Source organism: Achromobacter sp. RT286_PF, from assembly GCF_059760425.1.
Genome location: NZ_JCBAMR010000104.1, coordinates 1 through 244 on the forward strand (window position 1 = coordinate 1; position 244 = coordinate 244).

General features: G+C 65.6%; 1 protein-coding gene. It reads right to left on the bottom strand.

Annotation, left to right across the window (positions count from 1 at the left end):
• The coding region (locus tag AC6LJY_RS28040) for a contractile injection system protein, VgrG/Pvc8 family (protein ID WP_498137245.1) at positions 1–244 on the bottom strand (244 nt) is incomplete at both ends.

The following is a 244-nucleotide window of genomic DNA, read 5'->3' on the forward strand; positions in this document are numbered from 1 at the left end:
GGGTGGTGACCTGTTCGTAGTCGGTAATGCCATGGCGCTTGAAGACATCGGCCAGGATTTCCGGCACGGACAGTTGCTGGTAGATGCGCCAGTCCGAACACAGCGCCGCGCGCGCCAGCGACGGTTCGACCACGGCGCGGTAACGCGTGCGCCGAAAGCCGGTGTCGCCTTGCTCGAAGGCGGTGACGATGCCGTGCACGTGGCGCACGGGCACATCGCCCCGCCATAGCGTGAACAACGCTGT